This window comes from Levilactobacillus sp. LN180102, from assembly GCF_050106635.1.
Lineage (GTDB): Bacteria > Bacillota > Bacilli > Lactobacillales > Lactobacillaceae > Levilactobacillus > Levilactobacillus brevis.
On the sequence record NZ_JBNIIX010000003.1, the window covers coordinates 1 to 14,602 of the forward strand.

The following is a 14,602-nucleotide window of genomic DNA, read 5'->3' on the forward strand; positions in this document are numbered from 1 at the left end:
TATTTTTATCCTAAAGGGACTCGTTTTGAGCACATTAGTGCTCAAGATTTAACGACGACGTTACTCCAAATTAACCAGCGACCGCTTAAAATACTCGACTGGCAAACACCGTATCAGGTTATGCTGACAAATTTGTCCAAAAATTCGGATTAAATTTGCAATCTACCAATAAAGCACATCTTTACCAAAAACATCATTGATGGAATTAATAGAGTTGATTCTGCTAATGGGATAGCGACTATGACGGGTGATTTAAAAATGCTAGAAACAAACGGCATTTCCAATGAACTACTGATGATCGAGCAGGCATTTACAGTTGTCGCTGCTGTTATTGGCGGAATATATTTTAATTTCTTAACGACTTTTATATTCGTGCTGGGAAGTTTAATTCCGGTTCTAATATCCAGGTTTTCCCAATCTGGTATACAGAGGTCTTCTCAAAACTGGTCAAGGAATAACACAACGTACACACAGTTTTTGAAAGATATATTCTCTGGAAGTGATACCATTAGACTGTATTTAGCCAAGCGCGAGGCGCTTAACAGAGCGGATAAATCTGCCGAAAGTTTGGAATATGCGCTAAATAGAATGAATAACACAACAGGCCATGCTAACGTCTATACAACTCTAGCAGCTTTGATTTTTGGAGTAACAATTCCCTTTGGGTTTGGGATATATCAGACGATTACAGGCGTGCTAACCTTAGCCGCATTTATGGGCATTGTCCAAATTTCCAATAGCATTAGCAATCCACTTATAAGCATGATTTCAGAAGGAAACGTCATTCAAACAACACGTAGCATCAAAAATAGATTGGATGAATTACCCATCACTGAATCAGGGCGGGTAGTCTTAATTAATGACAAACGCAAAGCTTTTAAATCATTAGCGCTCAAAGAGGTTAGCATACAGATTAATCAAAAAACAATATTGAATGATATTTCATTGGACCTAACTTCAGGTGAAAAGATACTAATAAAGGCACCATCTGGATTTGGGAAAACAACGCTATTAAGAGCACTAATTGGCGATGTATCGGTACATTCAGGAGAATACCGATTGAATGATCTTTCTGTTAGTCAAATAAGCAAAGTCGAATTGAAACAATATTTTGGATTCGTTCACCAGAACCCCTTTATTTTTAACGATACGATTATTTTTAATATTACACTCGGACAGCGTTTCTCGCAGGAATTGATTGAAGAAGTCGTACACGAAGCTAAACTGACGACGCTTGTAACACAAAAGGGTCTTGACTACATTGTCGGAGAAAATGGCGCCAATATTTCCGGTGGTCAAGCCCAGCGAATAGAAATTGCTAGGGCACTGATAAGGAAACGTCCCGTTTTGCTAGCTGACGAAGTAACTAGTGCCTTAGATGAAAAGACAAGTTTAAGTATTCACGATTTATTACTTTGGGGGGCCTATTCTCTCATTGAAGTCGCCCATCATATTGATAGCGATACAGCGAAAAGATTTGATAAATGTATCGACTTGAGTCAGATTTAGTTAAAGATTTTAAAGGCTAAAGACTCAATGTAAGTCGCCACGGATCAGAATTTAACGTATTTGCAAATATCGGCTGAGATCTCTGTATTGTTATGTGTGATGAGGAAGCGTAAAACACGTAAATAATCGTTTAATCAAGGTCAGAATCTGGAAGTTATCCGCCTTACCGGTTAGCTCTAAAGTGGCTTAGTGGTTCACATGGGATGCCGTTGTGCGTTGGTGAATCATGTTTTGTTGTTTAAGTGGGATAATGCTGGCTAAAATAGGCCGCCATCGTTTGTAAATGATGAACGAGACTTAGACGTTTAACGACGCCGAGACCCGGAAAATGTTGTTGTTCGTGATAAGCTGCTAGTTGCTTTGCCGCCGGTGTTTGAACGGCTGTTGGCTGTTGCGGTAGCCAAGCGGCGAGTTTCGCAACAGCCTGAAAGAATTTTTCCTTGGGGTGGCTAAAATCAGTGCGGTCGTCAGACACAAACCGATGGATACGTAGTTGTTCACCGGCAAAGTAAGTGAGATGTAAGGTGACGGCTTTAGCGGGATAGCCATGTTCACTATAATAGTGACCGCCAATGGTGTAGTCACTGACCCCTTGATAGGCCAAAAGATCCGCGAGAACCCAGTCATCACTGAAGAAGCCATCAACGAGGTTCGCGTAGGTTTGGTCATGATCGGGTAACCACGCATGATCGAAGAGGCTGATACTCGACCGGGATACTAACTGACGTACGCGAGCCTCGGGCGGAACCAGCAGATAGGTGGGGGATTCCAGCCACCCAGCATGTTGCACGGCGACTAGTTCATCATAGTGGTGTGCGATAAGCAAGGTTGGTTGATCAGGACTAGGCGTGACATCGTCAGGAAGGGTTGTGGGCGTGAGAATATGTCCGACAATCAAGTGGGGATCATTGGCCCACTCATGCCAGTCGTGGAGCTTTTGTTGGGTTAAGGCATAGTCGCTAACGGTCGGGTTGGCGATGACAACGAGCGGATGGTTAGCTGCCATGAAAGCCGCAACGGTTTGCGGCAATGCCCGAATATCTCGGACAGGCTCAATGATGGGAATAATATTAGGCGGTAGGCAGCGTTGTTCAGCAATGTCTTTGAGGGCGAGTAAATCGTACTGACGGCCGCGAAAATAAGGAAAATACATCATGAGCGCTGACTCCTTAACTGTTCAAGTAACTGGTGGTGTTCTAGATTAAGGGCGTCTAATTCGTCTTGCAGGGCGGTTACTGCTGTTGTTTGGGTGTCCGCAATAAACTGGTCATAAAAATTGGCTTCTGGATCATAGACGTCATAGTGTTGATGGCGTTTTTTGAGTTCCTGATACAAGCGTTCAGTACTGAACGTTTTGAGCCCAGTTGCCATCTGCTTGGCCTTGTGGACTTCTCGAGCTTGTGCTGCAATGAACCGGGTGGTGAGTTGACTAGCTGGTACTGACAGTTCGCGACGACGTGGTGGCCGCATAACGGTTAGATAGCCCGGTGCCGTGGGTGTTTCAGTCGCAGTCGCTAGCAATTCTTTGGTAAACGGCCGATAGATCAGCACACCGATCCCCGCGGGAATTTCAGTGGCAACAGCTTGATACAGCTTTAAGGGCAAGACGAAGTAATTATAGTGGCCAACAAAGGAGAGTTTGGCTTTAGAATGAAAGTCGCTTTTGGTCACTTTCAGTTCGTAACAGCGCCACTCGATATCGCCGCTAGGTAGTTCTTGATAACTGAGGGTGTCGACAATACCAGCATCGTTAGGCATGGTGACCTCTTCGACGGCCATCGTACCAGCCTCACGACAGTAATCGTAAAGGGTACGTTCTAAAGCCAGCGTTAGTTTGGTTTTCATTCAGATAGGGCCTCCTGGTGCCAGAAATCATGGATAGCAGAGCTTAATTGTTCAGGACGATAGAGCCGCTGGAAGTGCTGCCAGTGACTTGGATAAAGCTGGGTGTAGCGGGGACTCGCAAAGCGTTGATCCATAAGTAAGATAACGCCGACGTCGTGTGATCCACGAATCAGTCGTCCAGCAGCTTGAAAGACGTTATTGAGTCCCGGAAGTTGATAAGCAAAGGCAAAGCCCTGATGTGAGCGTTCATCAAAGTAATCACGCAAGAGGTTGGTTTCCGGATTGATGCCGGGAAGGCCAACACTGACGATGCCGACGCCGATTAGCCGGTCAGCTTTTAGATCGATCCCTTCGGAAAAAATGCCCCCCAGTAAAGCAAAGCCCACCAGTGTGGTTGTCGGGTTGGCCGTAAAGCTAGCGAGAAAACGACTGCGATCTGCTTCGGCCATTTGAGCTTGCTGACAAACGGTTTGAATTTGGGGGTAGGCCAATTGAAAGGCTTGGCTGACAGTGAGGAGATAGCTGTAAGATGGCAAAAAGATGAGGTAGTTGCCTGTCTTGCCATCGACCAATGTTTTGATCGCTAATAGAATGTTAGCCAAATTGGCATCGCGTTTATTGTAGGTGGTTTGAATATAGTTCGTGACAAGAATTGCTTGATTGGTCGGCTTAAATGGTGATCGTAATTGATAGGCCAGACTATCCTGGTCACCACCCAGAACGGTTTGGTAATAATCAAGTGGTGATAAGGTCGCTGAAAACAAGACGGCACCGTGTCCTAGAGCCAGACTATCAGCTAAAAAAGCACTGGGGTCTAGACAGAGCTGTTTTAAGGTGATTTGACCGTCATCAATGGTTAGGCGCATGCGGTAGGTGTCATCATAATAATCGGCAATCCGTTGATAGCTAATGGCCATGAAGTAGTAGTCGAGAATGGCTTGCGTGAACGGTGTCTGTGGTTGGTCCACTAACCAGTCGTGGACGGCTTCAACTAGCCGTCCCAGATCGTGTTCAAAATTTTCGGGTGGGGTCATGAAAGTACTGTCGGTTTGGCCGGCGTCAATTAAGGGCGCACAAATATCGTCAAATGTTGCCCGTAAGTCCTGCAACCGGCGACGAAGCTTAGGCGTAGCCTGATCAGTATCACGACTGAGGGTGATGAGATGATCTAAGGGATGACTACTCATCGCAGCGGAGTACATGTCACGTGATCGACTGACCAAGTTGTGGGCTTCGTCAATTAAGAAGAAATTATCGGGATCTCTAGTGGCAAAGAACCGTTGCAAATGAACTTGGGGATCGAACAAGTAGTTGTAGTCCCCAATGATAACATCACAGAACAGACTGGCATCGAGCTGAAATTCAAAGGGGTCTAAGGTATGTTTGCGGGCGACTTGCTCAATAACCGGTCGTGTTAGTTGGTCATGATGTTCCAATAAATCGAGCAATGCCGGCTTTAAACGGTCATAATAACCCAGCATGTAGGGGTTATCTTCGGGTGCTAGGTCTGCTTCTTCGGGAAACTTGATTTTATCCTTGGCGGTGAGCGTAATACTTTTCAGTTTGAGGCCCTGAGAAGCCATAAGTGTAATAGCTTCTTCGGCCACCCGCCGCGTACTTTGTTTGGCAGTTAAATAAAAAATCCGTTGGATCAGGCCTTCGCCGATTGCTTTAATGGTGGGGAAAAGCGTGGAGATGGTTTTTCCCGTGCCAGTTGGGGCTTCGGCAAAGAGCCGTTTACTAGTAACGATGGTTTTGTAGACAGCGACGGCTAGTTCGCGCTGCCCGGGACGGTAGTGATCGAAGGGAAAGGTGAGTTGTCGAATGGTCGGGTCGCGGCGTTCTTGTAGATCGGCACGAAATTTTAACCAAGTGACGTACTCAGCAATGACTTCGTCAAAGAAGGTCTTAGCAGCTTCTTTGGTGAGGACCTGTTCTGTTTGTGTTGTGGTCTCCGTGTTGGTTTGAAAATAAGTTAACGTCAAGGTCACTTGTTTTAGCGCTGGGAACTTTTGCATTAAGAGGTGGGCATAGAGCTTTACTTGGGCCCAGTACAAGGTCAACGTATTGTCCTTAAGTTGGTCAAAGACCGTTTCGGATGTTTTAATTTCTTCGATGGTGGCGTGCGTGTCGCTTAAAGTAACGCCATCTGCGCGACCATGAAGGAGATAGTCTTGATTGTTGAGGGTCAAGGGCAGCTCAAGATAGTATTCTTTTTGATAGTTACTGTCTCGCTGCTTTTGTAGTCGTCGATGAATCCGGGCCCCTAGTTGAGCCGTATTTTGACTGCCAGATGTGGCACTGAGATCGCCGGTACGTAGAGTAAATTCGACTAACTCACGGACCCCAAGTTTAATTGTCATAAGCCACTAACGCCTCCATATTATGGCAATATCATACCATATTTCATTAGGAGATTGAACGCGTGTTCGAAGTTAGCCAATTTTGGCAAAGTGGTTGTTAGGGATTGGCAAAGCTTGTGTAATCGCTTACAATGAAGCCAGAGGTGATTTAGATGAAGACGATTGGTATTCCCTTATATGGTACAACCCCGAAGATTGATGAGACAAATGCACTGCAGCAGATCTGTCAACGCTATACGGGAACGGCTAAGATTGTTGTGCGTGATACTGAACTGAATCCGCAGTTGGCGGCCGAGGTTGCCCAATTAGGTGAGCACGGGGGCGACTTTATCCGAATCGTGGCTGACGGCCCAGATGAGGCGCAATTGGTAGCAGCCATTCACCAACAACTTGTGAAAGATAAGTATTGTTATTAGCTGCTTGACGCTTTTCAACTAGTTCGCTATGCTCGACTTAATGAGAAACTAGTGGGGAGGCGCAACGTAGATGAATGAAGAGCAGGTTGCCCGATTGTGCGCTATCGCGCCGAAATATGGGTTAACGTTAGCGCATGACGGCCTGATTATTACTAAGATTAACCAACAATCGACAACCTTTGATACGAGCAAATATATGCCGGATCAGTTTGTTGATTTGTTGGCCAAAATTATTGCAACTCAAATGAAAGCCGATTTGTGGCAGTGGCAATAAATAGTGAAACGAAAAAGACGTGAGGGCTGCCCTCACGTCTTTTTTGTGTTTGTCTGTTAAGCTTCTTCCCACCGATCGAAGTCTTTGGCATGTTGGGCGAGGTACGTTATTGCTTCGTGAGCCAATGCTTCACTAGCAGCAGTGAAGTCATGGGGGGTATCCGCCTCATCAGCATCCGCTTCATCACGTAAAAAGCCGGCGGCAACATCGAGATATTTGGTGCGACGACCAACGCCATCGTCTTTTAATAAGGTGTCTAATCCCGTTAAATCGGGTTGGGCAGCCGCGACTACTTGTTGGGCGAGATCAGGTTGAGCCCCCAATTTAGCTGCCGCATAATCCATCAGAAAGTCATTCATATCAACAATAATTGCGTGGCGAGCCGCGCGTTCATTCTTCTTTGCCATAATTAGTCACTCCTTAGTTTCATTCTAGCCACTTTCGGCAAATGACGCAATTAATCGACCGACCGTTTATAAAATAATCGTGTTTGGAGATTAACTAACTAGGGATCAATCCGTATTTTGCCATTTTGGTAACATTTACCGAAAATTTACACGAATGCGACGAAGAATACATATTCATCCCTTAGAATCGGGATTGTAAGTTAAGGGGAAGCACCACGAGCCTAGCACTTAGCTTACATTGTGGTGGTTCAACTATTTTAAAAGACATGGAGTGACAGAGATGAATAAGGGATCAAAGTTAGCAATGGGGATTGCAGCAATTAGTTTGTTATTAGTAGGTTGTGGGAAAGCTACGAGCTCCACGAGTAGTAAGAGTAGCAGTGCAGCACTCTCGGGGAAAGTTACCGCAGTGGGGTCGACCGCTTTACAACCACTAGCAGCTAAAGCGGGGTCGAACTTTATGACTAAGAACGGCAAAGTTAATCTGACAGTCCAGGGGGGCGGCTCAGGTACGGGATTGAGCCAAGTGCAATCTGGCGCGGTATCAATCGGTAACTCTGATATCTTCGCTGAGGAAAAAGACGGTATCAAGGCCGACAAGCTAACGGATCATAAGGTCGCTGTTGTGGGGATGGCACCTGTCGTGAACAAAGATACGGGTGTTAAGAACTTGAAGATGGCGCAGTTAAAGCAGATCTTCATGGGGAAGATTACTAACTGGAAAGAAGTCGGTGGTAAGAACCAAAAGATTGTCATCATCAACCGCGCGCAAGGTAGTGGCACCCGGGCAACTTTTGAAAATGCTGTCTTGAAGGGCGCTACCGCCGTTAAATCCCAAGAACAAGATTCTAACGGAGCCGTTCAAAAGATTGTGGCAACGACACCAGGCGCCATTAGCTACCTTGCTTTTTCATACTTCACCAACAAGCTACAAGCCGTTTCGATTGATAACGTGACGCCAACGGACAACAATGTTGAAACGAACAAATGGAAAGTTTGGTCATACGAACACATGTATACCAAGGGAACACCGGACAAAGCAACCGCCGCATTCTTGTCTTACATGAATTCCAAGACGGTGCAAAATGGCTTAGTTAAAGACATGGGTTACATTAGTATTCATGACATGAAAGTAACTAAGAACGCCAAGGGTGTTGTTACCCAAAACTAATTTTCTAGTAGGCAACGGGTGGAGGTGCAATTAGCGCATCTTCACTTTTTTTAAAGGGGGGTCAACCTGATGGAACAAACACATTCACAATTACGTAAACCAGATGCCCAGCCTAACGAATGGGCTGTGCGCTTACACCATGCCACCCGGGCAACTCGGGAAGATTGGTTGGGGAAAGCCATTAGTTACTTATGTATTGGCGTGATTATTTTGGTGGTGGCGTCAATGCTCTGGTTCATTACATCTAAGGGGATTGCAACGTTCACGCAAAATCACGTCAGCTTAGGCAAGTTTTTAACGGGAACGAACTGGGCGCCTGACCAAGGTCAAATCGGCGCGCTGCCCATGATTGTCGGCTCGTTTGCGGTGACCTTTGCCGCCGCACTCGTGGCGACACCGTTTGCAGTAGGAACCGCCATTTTTATGACTGAAATTTCACCAAATCGAGGACGAAAATTATTGCAACCAGTCATTGAGCTGTTGGTGGGGATTCCCTCCGTCGTTTATGGCTTCATTGGCTTAGCGGTGGTAGTGCCCTTTATGCGCCATTTAGTCGGCGGTTCAGGATTTGGGATTATCTCAGCGACTTTCGTCTTATTCGTCATGGTCTTACCAACCATTACGTCGATGACCGTTGATAGTTTACGGTCAGTACCGCGCTATTACAAGGAAGCGTCACTGGCACTGGGAGCGACCCGCTGGCAAACTGTTTCGCGGGTAATTCTCCGGTCAGCGACACCAGGAATCTTAACGGCGGTGATTTTTGGAATGGCGCGGGCTTTTGGGGAAGCCTTGGCCGTTCAAATGGTCATTGGTAATGCAGCCATCATGCCTAAGAATTTAATTTCACCGGCGTCTACACTGACCAGTCAGTTGACTTCTGGAATTGGCGATACGATTGATGGAACCTTACCTAACAACGCCTTATGGTCGTTAGCACTTATTTTATTACTGATGTCATTGGTCTTTAATGCATTAGTTCGGATCATTGCTAAAAGGGGGCAGTTAAAGCATGAACGCTAAACGGAAAGACTTTCTGGCTACGATTATGATTAATTTGATTGTAGCGGTTGTCGTTGGGATTTTGGTCTTCCTATTGGCCTATATCTTGATTTCTGGCTTGCCACACGTTAGTTGGTCATTCTTAACTGGAACGACAGATGCGTTTAGTGGTGCTGGCGGAATTGGGGTCCAACTGTTTAATTCCTTTTATCTATTGGTCTTAACCATGGTTATTTCTATCCCCATTTCATTAGGAGCCGGAATCTATCTGGCCGAGTATGCGAAAGATAATTGGCGAACGAGTCTGATTCGGTCAGCCATTGAAGTGTTAAGCTCGTTGCCTTCAGTTGTCGTCGGGCTGTTTGGCTTTCTGCTATTCGTTGTGCAATTCAAGATTGGTTTCTCAGTGATTTCAGGGGCGATTGCGTTGACCTTTTTCAATCTACCATTGCTCACCCGAAACATTGAAGAGTCGTTGAGTGCGGTGTCTCGTAGTCAACGTGAGGCCGGGCTTTCACTAGGATTATCTAAGTGGAAGACTGAGATTGGGATTATTTTACCAGTAGCACTACCGGGAATTGTTACTGGTGTGGTATTGAGTGCCGGCCGGGTCTTTGGTGAAGCCGCGGCTTTGATTTATACAGCGGGGCAAAGTGCACCCGTTACGAATTTTGCGGATTGGAATCCAATGGATGCAGCTAGTCCATTGAATCCATTACGACCAGCCGAAACGTTAGCCGTCCATATCTGGAAGGTGAACACAGAAGGTTTAGCCAGCAATGCCGCACAGTTATCGGCAGCAGCCTCAGCAGTACTGATTATTGCGGTACTGATCTTTAATCTGGGGGCGCGGGTGCTGGGAACGTATCTATATCGGCGTGTGACGGCTAGCAATAAGTAGGAGGGGACGGCAATGTTAAAACAGTATTCATTTGAAAAAACGGCGGTTCAATCCTTTGCGGCCAACACACCGTTAGCATTACGAACCGAAGATTTACAGGTGTTCTATGGTGCCAACCATGCCATGCACGACGCGGATCTGGCTTTTCCTAAAAATCAGATTACGGCATTGATTGGGGCTTCTGGTTCGGGGAAGTCAACTTATTTACGGTCACTGAATCGGATGAACGATGGAATTGCGACGGTCACTGGAAAGATTTGGTACCATGGCGTTGATATCAACGAACCAGATGTGAACATTTATGAGATACGGCGACACATTGGGATGGTCTTCCAGCGGCCGAACCCGTTTGCTAAGTCAATTCGTGAGAACATTGTGTATGCACTACGGGCCAACGGGATTAAGCGTAAGGCCGAATTGAATGAGCGGGTTGAACAAAGCTTGCGTGGGGCCGCTTTGTGGGATGAGGTTAAGGATAATCTGGACAAGAGTGCCCTGTCGCTATCTGGTGGGCAGCAACAGCGGTTGTGTATCGCCCGCTCGATTGCGATGGCGCCGGATGTTTTACTCCTAGATGAACCGTGTAGCGCGTTAGATCCGATTTCAACCGTTAAAGTTGAAGAGACACTATTAGAGTTGCAGAAAAAATACTCGATTGTGATTGTGACGCACAACATGCAGCAAGCATCGCGAATTAGTAGCCAGTGTGCGTTCTTCCACTTGGGACACGTCATGGAATACGCACCGACGACAACGATGTTTAGTAATCCACAGATTCCAGTAACACAGGATTACGTGGCTGGAAGTTTTGGTTAGTCAAAAAGGCTGTGGGCAGCGCCCACAGCCTTTTTCGTGTATTTAATGATGCATTTTAAATTCAAGATAGCGATCGTTATATAACTCAACCTTAGTGGGTGACAGATCACGATAGACTTGTAGGTGTCGGAGTGTTTGCTCGTCGGGATAAAATTGGCGGTCATTGCGAATGGCCCGTGGTAAGCGTGCTTTAGCCCGCTTGTTCGGTGTCGCGTAACCAATATAGGTCGCGTTTTGGGCGGCATTATCCGGTTGGCTCATAAAGTTTAAGAATGCGTAGATGGCCTTAGTGTGTTGGGCCGTCTTGGGAATAACTAGATTGTCAAACCACAAATTGCTGCCTTCACGTGGGACCACGTAGTGTAAATGTGAATTACCGGCCAGCATTTCGGCTGCTTCACCGGACCAGTCGACGGCCAGTGGTGCTTCATCTTGAATCATGTACATTTTAATTTCATCGGCGACAATGGCTTTGACGTTAGGTGATAATTGATCCAATTTTTTTTGAGCCGCTAGCAATGTTTGTGGATTGGTCGAGTTCATGGACTTTCCCAGTGTGACTAGAGCCATCCCCATGATATCGCGTGCTGAATCAATTAACATAATTTGTTTTTTCCACTTGGGTGACCACAAATCTTGCCAGTGTTGCACCTCGCTAGCCTTGACGTACTTATCATTGTAGATAATGCCTAATGTGCCCCAGAAGTAGGGGATGGAGTAACGGTTACCGCGGTCAAATGACTGATTTAAAAAGCGTTGATCGTAGTTTGCCCACCCGGTGAGTTTCGACTTATCCAATGGTCGAAGAAGATGAGCGCGTTTCATCTTAGCAACCATGTATTCACTAGGGACGGCCAGATCATAATGCGTGCCGCCCTGTTGAATCTTAGTGTACATTGCTTCGTTACTATCAAAGGTTTCGACATTGACGTGGTAGCCAGTTTCCTTTTGGAACTTTGTCAGTAGGCTGGGATCAATGTAGTCGCCCCAATTATAAAGATTAAGCACCTTACTTCCAGTGCTCCCACTAGAGCGTTCCAACGACTGACTCGAATAGGCGAGCAGACCACAAATGGCGATTAGGGCAATTGCTAAACTGAGTAGTCGTTTCATGAGATCGCCCCCCGTTTACGTTGTTTGCGCTTTTGACTGACCTGCTGCATCCAGTAATAACCACCGACAAGTAGCAGAGAAAAGAGAAACATAACGCCCGATAAGGCATTGATTTCCAAGTTAATGCCTTGACGGGCACGGGAATAGATTTCAACTGATAGGGTGGAAAAGCCATTGCCCGTGACAAAGAAGGTCACGGCAAAATCATCTAGTGAATAAGTTAGTGCCATAAAGAATCCGGCAAAAATTCCGGGAGAAATAAAGGGAATGATGACCTGTGAAAGTAATTGGCGGGTCGTTGCGCCAAGGTCCTGAGCGGCATCAAGCATCGAGGCGGACATTTCTCTGAGACGCGGCAAGACCATTAGGACAACAATGGGAATTTCAAAGGCGATATGGCTTAGCAGTACCGACCCAAACCCCAATGGAATCTTAAGCATCGTGAAGAAGATTAAGAAACTAGCCCCAATAATAACATCGGGAGAGACCATGAGGACGTTGTTGAGGGTCAGTAGAGATTCACGAGTAACCCGTTTGGTGGTGCGGTTGATCCCCAGGGCGCCCAGCGTTCCAATTAACGTCGCAATTAGCGAGGAGAGCAGAGCGACTAGTAAGGTGTTGGCAACAATTGCTAGCATTCGGGAATCGCTAAATAACGTTTGATAGTGTCGCCACGTAAAGCCGTGATAGTTGGTCATGGTATCGCCTTGGCTAAAGGAGTAGGCGATTAAGAAGACGATGGGGGCATACAAAATGGCAAAGACCACGATGAGGTAAAGTCGGGTGAATTTTTGTTTCATCGGGGAGCGCCCCCTTTCGGCTTCTGATCACCAGTTATTGTCATGACGATAATCATGGCAATAATTAAGACGACCCCAATCGTTGAGCCCATTCCCCAGTTCATCGTGGTTAGAAAATGTTCTTCAATCGCTGTTCCGAGCGTAATGACTTTATTGCCGCCGATTAATCTTGTCAACATGAAAAGTGATAAAGAGGGAATAAAGACAGCCTGAACGCCAGCTTTGACCCCTGGCAGTGTTAATGGAAAAATCACACGTCGGAAAGTTTGCCAGTTGCTGGCGCCGAGGTCCCGACTGGCGTTGATAAACGCGGGGTTGAGGTCATCTAAGGCATTAAAAATGGGCAGAATCATGAACGGGATCTGAATGTAAGTTGCCACAAAGATAAAGCTGGCATTGGTAAACAGAATCTGTTGCGGGCCAATGCCGATGAAGGTTAGAAATTGATTGGCTAATCCAGCTTGGCTAAAAATACCGATAAACGCATAGGCCTTGAGCAAGATGTTAATCCAAGTGGGCAAGATAACCAATAATAACCAGAATTGGCGGTGTTTTAATTGATGGAGAAAATAGGCAGTTGGATAGCTAATGAGACCAGTAAATAGGGTAATTAGCAGGGCGTACCAGACTGAATTCACCGTCATTTTAAGATAAGTCGCTGAAGCAAAATAAGTGCTGTAATTGGCTAGAGTGAAGTGATGACCCAGATCAAAGAAAGACTGGTAAATGATTAACGCGACTGGCGCAATCACAAAGAGCGCCAGCCACAGATCGTAGGGGATGAAATACAGCCAGGTTTTACGTTTCGTCAAAGCGATCATCCTCCGTTCCTTCATAAGTCTCAAGTCGGGCATCAAACTCAGCTTCCTTTTCACCAAAGCGCATGACATGGAGGTCTTGTGGTCGGAAGGTTAGGCCGATTTGGTCGCCGTCTTCGGCGGGATTGACTGAATGAATGAGCCAATCATTTCCTAGGCCATCGGTAGCGGCAATTTCATAGTAGTCCCCACGGAAAAGCTGGGTATTGATGGTTACCGTCAACTTGGCGTGGGCCAAGTCCGTCAGAGTTAAGTCCTCTGGTCGAATGACAATCTCGACGGGTTCATTGACCGGAATTCCGGCATCCGCGCATTCAAACTGATGGCCTCCAAAGGCAACTTGAAAGTCATCAATCATTTTACCGGGTAAGATGTTACTCTCACCAATGAAGTCTGCCACAAAGTGATTGATGGGTTCGTCATAAATATCCACTGGCGAGCCACTTTGGAGGATTTCGCCCTGATTCATGACAAAGATTTCATCACTCATCGCGAGCGCTTCCTCTTGGTCGTGGGTGACGAAGAGAAAGGTAATACCCAGTCGTTGCTGAAGGTCGCGGAGTTCATATTGCATTTGCCGCCGCAATTTAGCATCCAGAGCAGACAGGGGTTCGTCAAGCAACAGAACCTGTGGCTGCATGACAATGGCTCGGGCAATGGCAATTCGCTGCTGCTGGCCGCCAGACAGTGCACTAATAGTGCGATCTCCATAGTCGGCCAGTTGGACGAGACGGAGTGCCTGATTAACCCGTTCGGCAATCTCTGATTTGGGCCGTTTCTGTAAGGTGAGTCCAAAGGCCACATTTTCGGCGACAGTCATGTGCGGAAAGAGGGCGTAGTCTTGAAAGACCGTATTGACATTGCGCTTGTTCGCAGGTACATCATTGATTCGTTTCCCGGCAAATAAAATGTCACCGGTGGTCGCATCAGTGAAGCCGGCGATGGTCCGTAGAATGGTGGTTTTACCACAGCCCGACGGCCCAAGCAACGTATAAAATTTACCAGATTCGAGCGTTAGATTAATGTTACTCAAAATGGTGTTGTCAGCATAACGTTTTGTAACTTGATGAAGTTCAATGATTGGTTGAGTCATCAGGCGCCTCCTTTAGATGATTAAATAGTGTGGGATGAAACGATGATAACCCTACTGATTATAGCGGGTTTACC

The 14,602-nt window shown here is 46.4% G+C and carries 15 protein-coding genes and 1 pseudogene; 8 read left to right on the forward strand and 8 right to left on the reverse strand.

Annotated elements, in window-relative coordinates:
- Positions 1 to 153 (forward strand): annotated as a pseudogene (locus ACP4IT_RS02445) (IS30 family transposase); the annotation flags it as partial.
- An 87-nt stretch (positions 154 to 240) separates the two neighbouring features.
- The gene (locus ACP4IT_RS02450) at positions 241 to 1,509 is read left to right on the forward strand and encodes an ATP-binding cassette domain-containing protein (protein WP_426855160.1); all 1,269 of its coding nucleotides are present in this window, start codon (positions 241 to 243) and stop codon (positions 1,507 to 1,509) included.
- A 238-nt stretch (positions 1,510 to 1,747) separates the two neighbouring features.
- Here the strand turns inward: ACP4IT_RS02450 and ACP4IT_RS02455 are convergent, their stop codons facing one another.
- Genes ACP4IT_RS02455 through ACP4IT_RS02465 form a run of 3 tightly spaced genes read right to left on the reverse strand, consistent with a single transcriptional unit; the run spans position 1,748 to position 5,717 of the window.
- Entirely contained in the window at positions 1,748 to 2,665 is a 918-nt protein-coding gene (locus ACP4IT_RS02455; protein ID WP_011668555.1) for a sce7725 family protein, read from the reverse strand.
- Complete coding sequence (locus ACP4IT_RS02460) at positions 2,662 to 3,354, reverse strand: hypothetical protein (protein WP_172757514.1); 693 nt, start codon at positions 3,352 to 3,354, stop codon at positions 2,662 to 2,664. Before ACP4IT_RS02460 ends, ACP4IT_RS02455 begins: the two co-directional genes overlap by 4 nt.
- On the reverse strand, positions 3,351 to 5,717 hold the full coding sequence (locus ACP4IT_RS02465) for an ATP-dependent DNA helicase (RefSeq protein WP_047021635.1): 2,367 nt from the start codon (positions 5,715 to 5,717) through the stop codon (positions 3,351 to 3,353). The genes ACP4IT_RS02460 and ACP4IT_RS02465 overlap by 4 nt, the downstream gene beginning before the upstream one ends.
- A 152-nt stretch (positions 5,718 to 5,869) precedes the next feature.
- On the opposite strand from ACP4IT_RS02465, the gene ACP4IT_RS02470 reads away from it, so the two are divergent.
- Positions 5,870 to 6,133 carry an HPr family phosphocarrier protein gene (locus tag ACP4IT_RS02470; RefSeq protein WP_011668552.1) on the forward strand — a complete coding sequence of 88 codons (264 nt, stop codon included), beginning with the start codon at positions 5,870 to 5,872 and terminating at the stop codon, positions 6,131 to 6,133.
- Positions 6,134 to 6,203: 70 nt separating this feature from the next.
- Complete coding sequence (locus ACP4IT_RS02475; RefSeq protein WP_011668551.1) at positions 6,204 to 6,407, forward strand: hypothetical protein; 204 nt, start codon at positions 6,204 to 6,206, stop codon at positions 6,405 to 6,407.
- A gap of 56 nt (positions 6,408 to 6,463) precedes the next feature.
- Here the strand turns inward: ACP4IT_RS02475 and ACP4IT_RS02480 are convergent, their stop codons facing one another.
- Entirely contained in the window at positions 6,464 to 6,814 is a 351-nt protein-coding gene (locus ACP4IT_RS02480) for a hypothetical protein (protein WP_011668550.1), read from the reverse strand.
- A gap of 280 nt (positions 6,815 to 7,094) precedes the next feature.
- On the opposite strand from ACP4IT_RS02480, the gene ACP4IT_RS02485 reads away from it, so the two are divergent.
- The 4 genes from ACP4IT_RS02485 (at position 7,095) to pstB (ending at position 10,704) form a co-directional block, all read left to right on the forward strand.
- A complete protein-coding gene (locus tag ACP4IT_RS02485) occupies positions 7,095 to 7,985 on the forward strand; it encodes a phosphate ABC transporter substrate-binding protein PstS family protein (RefSeq protein ID WP_011668549.1) in 891 nt (296 codons plus the stop codon).
- A gap of 69 nt (positions 7,986 to 8,054) precedes the next feature.
- On the forward strand, positions 8,055 to 9,008 hold the full coding sequence (gene pstC / locus ACP4IT_RS02490) for a phosphate ABC transporter permease subunit PstC (protein WP_011668548.1): 954 nt from the start codon (positions 8,055 to 8,057) through the stop codon (positions 9,006 to 9,008).
- Positions 8,998 to 9,888 (forward strand): phosphate ABC transporter permease PstA, encoded by an 891-nt coding sequence (gene pstA / locus ACP4IT_RS02495; protein ID WP_011668547.1) that lies wholly within the window; start codon positions 8,998 to 9,000, stop codon positions 9,886 to 9,888. Before pstC ends, pstA begins: the two co-directional genes overlap by 11 nt.
- Positions 9,889 to 9,900: 12 nt before the next feature.
- Positions 9,901 to 10,704 carry a phosphate ABC transporter ATP-binding protein PstB gene (pstB, locus tag ACP4IT_RS02500; protein ID WP_011668546.1) on the forward strand — a complete coding sequence of 268 codons (804 nt, stop codon included), beginning with the start codon at positions 9,901 to 9,903 and terminating at the stop codon, positions 10,702 to 10,704.
- A 42-nt stretch (positions 10,705 to 10,746) separates the two neighbouring features.
- Here pstB and ACP4IT_RS02505 read toward each other — a convergent pair whose 3' ends face one another.
- Genes ACP4IT_RS02505 through ACP4IT_RS02520 form a run of 4 tightly spaced genes read right to left on the reverse strand, consistent with a single transcriptional unit; the run spans position 10,747 to position 14,528 of the window.
- Entirely contained in the window at positions 10,747 to 11,817 is a 1,071-nt protein-coding gene (locus ACP4IT_RS02505) for an ABC transporter substrate-binding protein (RefSeq protein WP_086231684.1), read from the reverse strand.
- Positions 11,814 to 12,617, reverse strand: a complete 804-nt coding sequence (locus ACP4IT_RS02510; RefSeq protein WP_047021637.1) for an ABC transporter permease — start codon at positions 12,615 to 12,617, stop codon at positions 11,814 to 11,816. Before ACP4IT_RS02510 ends, ACP4IT_RS02505 begins: the two co-directional genes overlap by 4 nt.
- The gene (locus ACP4IT_RS02515) at positions 12,614 to 13,438 is read right to left on the reverse strand and encodes an ABC transporter permease (RefSeq protein WP_035465409.1); all 825 of its coding nucleotides are present in this window, start codon (positions 13,436 to 13,438) and stop codon (positions 12,614 to 12,616) included. The genes ACP4IT_RS02510 and ACP4IT_RS02515 overlap by 4 nt, the downstream gene beginning before the upstream one ends.
- A complete protein-coding gene (locus ACP4IT_RS02520) occupies positions 13,416 to 14,528 on the reverse strand; it encodes an ABC transporter ATP-binding protein (RefSeq protein WP_024855469.1) in 1,113 nt (370 codons plus the stop codon). The genes ACP4IT_RS02515 and ACP4IT_RS02520 overlap by 23 nt, the downstream gene beginning before the upstream one ends.
- Between the last annotated feature and the right edge of the window lie 74 nt (positions 14,529 to 14,602).

What these genes read in the sequence shown, in the direction of transcription:
- ACP4IT_RS02485 (WP_011668549.1), top strand. Translation starts at nt 7,095, where the DNA reads ATGAATAAGGGATCAAAGTTAGCAATGGGGATTGCAGCAATTAGTTTG.
- ACP4IT_RS02475 (WP_011668551.1), top strand. Translation starts at nt 6,204, where the DNA reads ATGAATGAAGAGCAGGTTGCCCGATTGTGCGCTATCGCGCCGAAATAT.
- ACP4IT_RS02505 (WP_086231684.1), bottom strand. Translation starts at nt 11,817, where the DNA reads ATGAAACGACTACTCAGTTTAGCAATTGCCCTAATCGCCATTTGTGGT.
- pstA (WP_011668547.1), top strand. Translation starts at nt 8,998, where the DNA reads ATGAACGCTAAACGGAAAGACTTTCTGGCTACGATTATGATTAATTTG.
- ACP4IT_RS02460 (WP_172757514.1), bottom strand. Translation starts at nt 3,354, where the DNA reads ATGAAAACCAAACTAACGCTGGCTTTAGAACGTACCCTTTACGATTAC.
- pstC (WP_011668548.1), top strand. Translation starts at nt 8,055, where the DNA reads ATGGAACAAACACATTCACAATTACGTAAACCAGATGCCCAGCCTAAC.
- ACP4IT_RS02450 (WP_426855160.1), top strand. Translation starts at nt 241, where the DNA reads ATGACGGGTGATTTAAAAATGCTAGAAACAAACGGCATTTCCAATGAA.
- ACP4IT_RS02515 (WP_035465409.1), bottom strand. Translation starts at nt 13,438, where the DNA reads ATGATCGCTTTGACGAAACGTAAAACCTGGCTGTATTTCATCCCCTAC.
- pstB (WP_011668546.1), top strand. Translation starts at nt 9,901, where the DNA reads ATGTTAAAACAGTATTCATTTGAAAAAACGGCGGTTCAATCCTTTGCG.
- ACP4IT_RS02520 (WP_024855469.1), bottom strand. Translation starts at nt 14,528, where the DNA reads ATGACTCAACCAATCATTGAACTTCATCAAGTTACAAAACGTTATGCT.
- ACP4IT_RS02480 (WP_011668550.1), bottom strand. Translation starts at nt 6,814, where the DNA reads ATGGCAAAGAAGAATGAACGCGCGGCTCGCCACGCAATTATTGTTGAT.
- ACP4IT_RS02510 (WP_047021637.1), bottom strand. Translation starts at nt 12,617, where the DNA reads ATGAAACAAAAATTCACCCGACTTTACCTCATCGTGGTCTTTGCCATT.
- ACP4IT_RS02470 (WP_011668552.1), top strand. Translation starts at nt 5,870, where the DNA reads ATGAAGACGATTGGTATTCCCTTATATGGTACAACCCCGAAGATTGAT.
- ACP4IT_RS02455 (WP_011668555.1), bottom strand. Translation starts at nt 2,665, where the DNA reads ATGATGTATTTTCCTTATTTTCGCGGCCGTCAGTACGATTTACTCGCC.
- ACP4IT_RS02465 (WP_047021635.1), bottom strand. Translation starts at nt 5,717, where the DNA reads ATGACAATTAAACTTGGGGTCCGTGAGTTAGTCGAATTTACTCTACGT.